The following is a 7,103-nucleotide window of genomic DNA, read 5'->3' on the forward strand; positions in this document are numbered from 1 at the left end:
GGATTCGGCTGGGGCCGCGTCCGGGGGGCCTTCCAGCTCCTGCAGCAAGTCCTCGACACCATCGAGGCAGTCGACCACCACCACGTCGGCCGGGGGATCTGAGGCCTCGGCGGCGGCGGCTGGCGCCGAATCTTCAGCGTCTTGAACCACCTCTGGCGTGCAGGCAGCCCCAGGCCCGCTCGTTTCTGCCTTCTCGGCCTCCTCTTCGCTCGGCGCCGCCTCGGCTTGCTGCGTGCCCCCGACCGCTTCAGTGGCGCCTTCGACGGCTGCCGCGTCCGCCCGCTCAGGCCTCTCAGCCAGCAGGTTCGCCGCAGGAACCTCGCTCACCTGATCCACGCCCTCTGGCTGCTCCTGAGGGGGCTCAGCGGCCTGGTCAGGCTGGCTGGGGCCGGGCTCAAGCCGTACCCAACGCTTGGTGGTCTGGCGAGGCTGCCGCATCTGGCGCATCCACCCCAGCACTCCAGCCCCCAGGCCGCCGGCCAGCTCCAGCAGCCGGGCCAGGCTGGCGCCCAGTTCCGCCAGGCTTTTCTGCCAGCGTTCCGTTGACCACAAGCGCTGTTGCTCCTCGGGCGTCAGCTGGCGCCAGCGGGCCTGTCCCACCTCCAGGCCCAGCCGGCCCACCAGCAGGCCACCGCAGAGCACGGCCAGCATGGGCGCTCCCCTCAGCCGCTCGGCGCTGGTCACCAGCACCAGGCCCAGCAGGAGCACCACGCCGCCCCAGAGCGAGTCCCTGGGACGGCTCAGCTCTGAGGCCAGCACGGGCAGCAGCAGCACGGTGAGCCCGAGCATCAGGGCCAGGGCTCCCCCCAGGGTCGCAAGCATGGCTTCGGGACAAGAGTGCCCATTCTGAGCCGACCCCTTGGCGGGGGCCTGCGGTTGGGATCCGGGATCGCGGCCCTGCTTACAGTTCCCTTACCAGCCCACCTGGCGGAATTTGGTAGACGCGCTGGGTTTAGGTTCCAGTGGCCTTGGTCGTGGGGGTTCAAGTCCCCCGGTGGGCATCAACCTTTTCTTAAGTTGCAGGCCATCTGAATTGCTTCGCGGCCCGTCCCAGCCCATGACCCAGGCTCCCGCCGCAGAGCGCCACCTGGCTGTGGGCACGCTCGGTCGGTCACCGTCCAGCTCCGTTCCCCGGCAGTACCTCGATGCTCCGGCCGCCTGGAATCCCACGGTGGGACTCTTCCTGGGTGGCTTTGCCCTGGCGGGGCTGACGATCTGGGGCTGGTTCGTGGGGCAGTGGCCCCTTGGCATGCTGCTGATCACCGGCTTTCTGGCCCTGCACCTGGAGGGCACCGTGATCCACGACGCCTGCCATAACGCGGCCCACCCCAGCCGCTTCTGGAATGCCGTGATGGGCCATGGGGCAGCCCTGCTGCTGGGCTTCAGCTTCCCGGTGTTCACCCGGGTGCATCTGCAGCACCACGCCCATGTGAACGACCCGAAGCACGATCCCGATCACATCGTGAGCACCTTCGGGCCTCTGTGGCTGATTGCGCCGCGATTCTTTTACCACGAGTTGTTCTTCTTTCGCCGCCGCCTGTGGCGACGCTATGAATTGCTGGAGTGGGGAATTGCTCGTGCCGTCTTCTTTTCGATTGTATTGGCGGGCGCCAAATATGGATTCATGCCGTTCATCTTCAACTGCTGGTTCGCGCCTGCGCTGATGGTGGGTGTCACCCTGGGGCTGTTCTTTGACTACCTGCCCCACAGGCCCTTCCAGTCGCGTAACCGCTGGCACAACGCCCGGGTGTACCCCGGCAGGCTGATGAACTGGCTGATCATGGGCCAGAACTATCACCTGATCCATCATCTCTGGCCCTCCATCCCCTGGTTTGAATACAAGCCCGCTTACCACGCCACCAAGCACATCCTGGATGCGAAGGGATCGCCGCAGCGCCTGGGCTTGTTTGAAACCCGTGCAGACGGTCTCAATTTCCTCTACGACATCCTGCTGGGGGTGCGCAGCCACCGCAAGCGCCGCAGCAAGCTGCGCCCCCTGGCCGCCCTGATGCCCACCCGCCATGCCCGGCGTCGCGTGCTTGAGGTGCTGCACCGCACAGCTGTTTCGCCCGTGCGTTGACCCTGGCCCTGTGCCCAGAACGACGGAACTGTCCTACTGAACAGGCTCAAGTCGATGGCGCTCGACAGGATTGAAAAGGCCGCCCATCGCGCCGGTAGGTGTCAGCCCGCCAGGATCTGGGGCACCCGGAAGAAATCTCCCTCCCGTTGCGGCGCCAGATCCAGTAGCTCCTCCCGCACAGGCGTGGGCGACACCGCATCCTCACGGGTGACATTCACCACTTCCACGGCCCGGGTGGTGGCAGGAACCCCTTCGGTGTCCACAGCTTCCAGGTGGGCCACGTACTCGAGGATGCGCTCGAGCTGGGCGGTGTAGGTGGTGATCTTCTCTTCCGGCAGGGCCAGCCGAGCCAGCTGGGCCACCTTGCGCACGTCATCGGTGGTGATCTGGCTCATGCGGCGCTCCGATCCGGCAGGGGTGCTGAACTCTGAAACTAGCTGTCGGTTGCCAGGAAGCGCTCCAGATCGGTGCTGAGGGCGGTGGCGGCCAGTTCCAGGAACTCCTGTCCATGCTCTGGGCTGGCCAGGAATGGGTCGGAGCCCATGCGGCCGTCGGGGTGGCGGCGCCGGAAGTCGGCGGGGCCGTGGATCGGGCCGGCGGGAGCCGCCTCAGGCAGGGGGCGCTGCTTGCTCTCCAAGCTGGGCTCGAGGTGCAGGGTCAGGGCGATCTCACTGGGGGTGGCGTGATGGCCCTCCCGATCKCCATACAGCTCCCGTGCCTTCTGGAACACCGGGGCCGCCATGAACCAGTTGGCCATGCGGCAGCGCAGCCGCTCCGCCCCCGGCAGCCCCCGGCCTGCCGCCGTGGCGTAGGCCTGGGCGAAGGCGGCCTTGCCGGTGGCGATGTTGCCGCCGTGGCCATTGACCACGAAGATCCGCTCGAAGCCATGCCCCGCCAGCGAGAGCACGATGTCGTGCAGCACGGCGATCAGGGTGCTGGGCTGGAGGCTCACCGTGCCGGCGAAGCCCAGATGGTGTTCCGCCATGCCGAAGGCCTGAGCGGGCGTCACCAGCACTCCGGTGCGGCGGCCCACCTCCAGGGCCACCGCTTCAGCTGTGAGGGCATCGGTGCCGATCGCGCCCGTGGGGCCGTGCTGCTCGGTGGAGCCCAGCGGCACGATCACGCCGCGGCAGCGCTCCAGGTAGGTCTCCACCTCCGGCCAACTGCGCAGTTGCAGGCGGATCGCCTCAACACTGGTGGAGCCGGCATTGGAGGGGGCGGCGGCTGGCGAGGTCACAGGCAGAACAGAGCTGGTTTCATCCTGGCGGGGTCGTGGTGAACAGCGGGACTCCGGCCTCCTCTGCCTAGACTCATGAGGCGCTGCGCCGCCAAGCCCATGCTGCACCGCAAGCTCTCCCAGTTCTGTGCTGAAAAACGGCCCGTGTGGGTGTTCCTGCGCGATCAGCAGCGCTGGATCGAGGAGGCCCTGATCACCGAAATCGAAGGCGATCTGGTCACCCTCCACTACGACGCCGAGGAGGACGACGAGACCCACAGCTGGGAGGAGAGCGTGCGTCTGGACTCGATCGGAGCCGTGAGCACACGCCTGTCGTATGTGAGCCGCAGTGGCATGGATGACCTGCCCACCGCTGAAGACTGCCCGGAGGCCGAACGGCTCAGCAGCTGATCGCAGCGGCTGAGCCGTTCGGCTGATCAGTGGGCGGTGCCGTTGCCGTCGTAGGCGTCGGTGTCGTAGTAGCCGCCCTTGGTGCCGAAGAACAGGGTGGAGAGGCAGAACAGGCCACTGGTGAGCAGCAGCACGGTGGCCAGCGTGAAACCGGAGGAGTCCATGGCGAAGCGGGAAGAGTGGGCTGAGCTTGCCACCAGTGTGCTCCCTGCCGCCTTCTTTGGCAGGCCCGCCGAGCAGGTGGCCCCGGAATTGGTGGGCTGCTGGCTGATCCGACGGCTGCAGACGGGCGAGCAGCTGCGCGGCCTGATCGTGGAAACGGAGGCCTATGCCCAGCAGGAGCCGGCCTGCCATGGGTCCCGCCGCCGCTCGCCCCAGAACGAGACGCTGTTCGGGGAGCCCGGCCGGTTTTACGTGTATCTCACCTACGGCATCCATCACTGCGTGAATCTGGTGACCGGCTGCCTCGATGAGGCCAGCGGAGTGCTGCTGCGGGCGGTGCAGATCCCCGATGAGCCGGCCCGGGTGGCGGCCGGCCCAGGACTGCTGGCCAGGCGCTTCGGCATCGATCGCCGCCATGACGGTTTGCCGGCGCGGCCTGACTCGGGCCTCTGGCTGGCACCGCGCCTGCTGCCGCCTGGGATGGATGGCCAGCTCACCCAGACCACGCGCGTCGGCATCAGTCAGGCCCAGGAGCTGCCCTGGCGCTGGTACCTGCGCTCCAGCCCCTGTGTCAGCCGCCGGGCCCGCGGCGACCGCCTGGTGCGCCCGGGGGCAGGCCTCTAGGTTGAGGGTGTTTGCGCCTCTCGGGATTGGGCAGCTGGGCTCATCGCCATGTGATTGATCTGGCGGCCTTCTCGCTGGACGATCTGGCCATGGTTCTGGAGTTGGCCCAACGCTTCCGCGCCATGCCGGTCAGCGGCGCCCGCAAGCTGCCGGCGCTGCAGGGGCGTCTGATGACCAGCCTGTTCTTCGAGCCCAGCACCCGCACCCGCAGCAGCTTCGAGCTGGCGGCAAGACGCCTCTCGGCCGATGTGCAGAGCTTCTCGCCGTCATCGAGCTCCCTGGCCAAGGGGGAGAGCCTGCTGGACACGGCCCGCACCTACGTGGCCATGGGGGCCGACGTGCTGGTGGTGCGGCATCACTGCGCCGGCATCCCGCAACGGCTGGCGGAAGACCTCGATCAAGCCGGTGAGCGAGTCGCGGTGCTCAATGCCGGCGATGGCCTGCACAGCCACCCCAGCCAGGCCCTGCTCGACCTCTTCACCCTGGCGCGCCACTTCAATCCCCTCGCCCCCACGCCCGAGAGCCTGCGGGGCCGGCGCATCGTGATCGTGGGGGATGTGCTCCATTCCCGGGTGGCCCGCTCCAACCTCTGGGCCCTCACCGCCTGTGGCGCCGAGGTGGTGCTGTGCGGGCCGGCCACTCTGCTGCCGGAGAGCTTTGCGGCCTTCGTGGCGGCTCCACCGCCCGGCCAGGCCAGCGATCCGGTGCAGGAGCGGGGCGGCGTCACGGTGCTGCGCGACCTCGACGCCGCCCTCGACGGCGCCGACGCCGTGATGACCCTGCGACTGCAGAAGGAGCGCATGCGCAGCCACCTGCTCACCAGCCTGGACTCCTACCACCGGGCCTATGGCCTCAGCCACGAGCGTCTCAGGCGCTGCGGTCGTGCCGTGCCCGTGCTCCATCCGGGGCCGGTGAACCGCGGCGTGGAGATGGCCTCGGCTCTGCTGGATGACCCCGCCGTGTGTGCGGTGGAGGAACAGGTGCGCAACGGCATCCCTGTGCGGATGGCGCTGCTCTATCTGCTGGCCACGGAGGCCATGGCCGCACCTGGTCTCACAACAGCTTGAAGCCGTCGAGCAGCAGTCCGTAGAGCAGGCCGACGCGCCCCATGTCCAGCAGCTGGAGTCCGAGGCGCTGATCGGCCTGGCGGAGCAGGGGCCCCCGGGCCCGGATCGCCAGCTCGATCACCAGCACGCAGATCACCGCGCCAACGGGGTCGATCTGGGAGAGCTGACCGCTGATCGAAGCCACCACGCCGCCGATCGAAAAGCTCATCAGCAGCACGATCAGCTGCAACGACAGCCGGCGCCATGGATTGGTGGCCCAGCGCTGCAGACGACCGCTGGCCTGGGCGATGCTCTGTTGGAAGCGGGTTTGCTGGAAGCGGGGCTGCTGAGCGGGCCGCTGCTGGAGGTTGGCCACGGATGGGTCGGGGACTCAGCAGCAAGGGGGAGGCAGGACGGTTGAGCTGGCGATCCCCATCACCCGGCCCGGTCCTGCCTGCCATGGTCTACACCATCTCTGGAGCCTTGACAGCCCCTTGACGCTACTGATAGGGGATTCCAATAAAAAAGCCCGTGGCCTGGGGCCCGGGCGGGATGATGGGGACCCCGTCAGCAAAGCGATTGATGCTGGCCTGATCAAGGGGCCTGGGTCGTTTGACGGAGCGTCCATTGACACCCTTGACGCCAGGGTTGGGGCGGCGCAGAGCGGGACTCAGCTGTCGCTTTCCTTCTTGCGGGATGACTTGCCCTCCAGCAACTCCAGCAGCGCCTCCATCTGAGCCATCACACCGCGCACTTCACCGGCTTCCGGCAGGAGACCATCCTCCATCACGCCCTGATGCATCTCGCGGAGCTCCTGGCGGATGTAGCGCAGGTGGCTCACCACCTGTTCGCGCTTCGACTGCGACATGGATGGGCAGAAACTGTCACGTCTCTTTTACAACATCGCCGGTTTCGTATCGATCAGGGCCCGGATCAGCGCCGGGATCACTTCTGGCCGAACCGGGCCCTGGCCTCGGCGTAGAAGGCCCCATCCACCTGCTCAAGGCCAGCTTCAGCGGCCATGGCCTCAACGCGCCTGCGCACGGCAGGTCGCACAAAAAAGGGCACTTCCTTCAGGGCGGCCTCGGCCTCAGCGGTCCAGGGCGTGGGAGCTGGCATCGTCAGTGCGGCCTGCGGGCAAGCCGGATCGCTGCACCGGCCTCAGAATGGAGAATAGGGGACTCGAACCCCTGACCTCTGCGGTGCGATCGCAGCGCTCTACCAGCTGAGCTAATTCCCCTCAGGGGGCCATTATCGCCCCAGCCCTTCCGCCTGCCAGCCTCTCCGCCATCTCCCCATCGCCATGGCCTCCTTGTCTGAGTCGATCACTCCGGAGCGGCTTGCCGCCTTTGACGAGGCCATGACCGCCGTGCTGGCCCAGCGCCTGGACGAAGATGATTACCCCACCCCCTTCGACGGCCTCTCGGACTGGCACCTGATGCGGGCCCTGGCGATCCACCGGCCCGAGCTGGCGCGCCCCTACGTGCACCTGGTGGACCAGGAGCCCTTTGATGAGGACTGAGGGGCAGGGCCTGCTCCAGCCCCACCTCGCCCCCTCCTCAAC

12 protein-coding genes and 2 tRNA genes are annotated in these 7,103 nt (G+C 67.6%); 6 read left to right on the top strand and 8 right to left on the bottom strand.

Translation table 11 applies throughout. The features are described 5' to 3' along the window. A partial coding sequence (locus IQ216_RS09840; protein WP_193815335.1) for a Ycf66 family protein occupies nt 1-822 on the bottom strand: 822 nt, incomplete at its 3' end. Nucleotides 823-918: 96 nt separating this feature from the next. Here IQ216_RS09840 and IQ216_RS09845 point away from each other — a divergent pair. Both IQ216_RS09845 and crtR read left to right on the top strand, forming a co-directional pair. Continuing rightward, nucleotides 919-1,001 (top strand) — tRNA-Leu (locus tag IQ216_RS09845). A gap of 56 nt (nt 1,002-1,057) precedes the next feature. Then, nucleotides 1,058-2,080 carry a beta-carotene hydroxylase gene (gene crtR / locus IQ216_RS09850; protein ID WP_228007367.1) on the top strand — a complete coding sequence of 341 codons (1,023 nt, stop codon included), beginning with the start codon at nt 1,058-1,060 and terminating at the stop codon, nt 2,078-2,080. Between the two features lie 101 nt (nt 2,081-2,181). Here crtR and gatC read toward each other — a convergent pair whose 3' ends face one another. Next, complete coding sequence (gatC, locus tag IQ216_RS09855; protein ID WP_193815336.1) at nt 2,182-2,475, bottom strand: Asp-tRNA(Asn)/Glu-tRNA(Gln) amidotransferase subunit GatC; 294 nt, start codon at nt 2,473-2,475, stop codon at nt 2,182-2,184. A 38-nt stretch (nt 2,476-2,513) separates the two neighbouring features. Next, complete coding sequence (locus IQ216_RS09860; RefSeq protein ID WP_193815337.1) at nt 2,514-3,317, bottom strand: creatininase family protein; 804 nt, start codon at nt 3,315-3,317, stop codon at nt 2,514-2,516. A 99-nt stretch (nt 3,318-3,416) separates the two neighbouring features. Here IQ216_RS09860 and IQ216_RS09865 point away from each other — a divergent pair, with 99 nt between their 5' ends. Continuing rightward, nucleotides 3,417-3,707, top strand: a complete 291-nt coding sequence (locus IQ216_RS09865) for a DUF6679 family protein (RefSeq protein WP_193815338.1) — start codon at nt 3,417-3,419, stop codon at nt 3,705-3,707. A gap of 26 nt (nt 3,708-3,733) precedes the next feature. On the opposite strand, the gene IQ216_RS09870 is transcribed toward IQ216_RS09865, so the two are convergent. Next, entirely contained in the window at nt 3,734-3,871 is a 138-nt protein-coding gene (locus IQ216_RS09870; protein ID WP_186697355.1) for a hypothetical protein, read from the bottom strand. Between IQ216_RS09870 and IQ216_RS09875 the strand changes: the two genes are divergently transcribed. Continuing rightward, nucleotides 3,870-4,493, top strand: coding sequence for a DNA-3-methyladenine glycosylase (locus tag IQ216_RS09875; protein WP_193815339.1), 624 nt, complete (start codon nt 3,870-3,872; stop codon nt 4,491-4,493). The two genes, IQ216_RS09870 and IQ216_RS09875, sit on opposite strands and share 2 nt — an antisense overlap. A 26-nt stretch (nt 4,494-4,519) precedes the next feature. After that, nucleotides 4,520-5,560: an aspartate carbamoyltransferase catalytic subunit gene (locus tag IQ216_RS09880; protein WP_186697353.1), complete on the top strand. Its 1,041-nt coding sequence runs from the start codon at nt 4,520-4,522 to the stop codon at nt 5,558-5,560. Here IQ216_RS09880 and IQ216_RS09885 read toward each other — a convergent pair. The 4 genes from IQ216_RS09885 to IQ216_RS09900 all read right to left on the bottom strand — a co-directional run bounded on the left by IQ216_RS09885 (nt 5,547) and on the right by IQ216_RS09900 (nt 6,779). Next, entirely contained in the window at nt 5,547-5,915 is a 369-nt protein-coding gene (locus tag IQ216_RS09885; protein ID WP_193815340.1) for a DUF565 domain-containing protein, read from the bottom strand. The two genes, IQ216_RS09880 and IQ216_RS09885, sit on opposite strands and share 14 nt — an antisense overlap. A 294-nt stretch (nt 5,916-6,209) precedes the next feature. After that, complete coding sequence (locus IQ216_RS09890) at nt 6,210-6,407, bottom strand: hypothetical protein (protein WP_186697351.1); 198 nt, start codon at nt 6,405-6,407, stop codon at nt 6,210-6,212. Nucleotides 6,408-6,484: 77 nt separating this feature from the next. Further along, entirely contained in the window at nt 6,485-6,658 is a 174-nt protein-coding gene (locus tag IQ216_RS09895; protein ID WP_193815341.1) for a PCP reductase family protein, read from the bottom strand. Nucleotides 6,659-6,706: 48 nt separating this feature from the next. Beyond that, nucleotides 6,707-6,779 (bottom strand) — tRNA-Ala (locus IQ216_RS09900). Between the two features lie 63 nt (nt 6,780-6,842). On the opposite strand from IQ216_RS09900, the gene IQ216_RS09905 reads away from it, so the two are divergent. After that, nucleotides 6,843-7,061, top strand: a complete 219-nt coding sequence (locus IQ216_RS09905; RefSeq protein ID WP_186697349.1) for a DUF2555 domain-containing protein — start codon at nt 6,843-6,845, stop codon at nt 7,059-7,061. Nucleotides 7,062-7,103: the final 42 nt, after the last annotated feature.

Source organism: Cyanobium sp. LEGE 06143, assembly GCF_015207535.1.
Classification (GTDB): Bacteria; Cyanobacteriota; Cyanobacteriia; order PCC-6307; family Cyanobiaceae; genus NIES-981.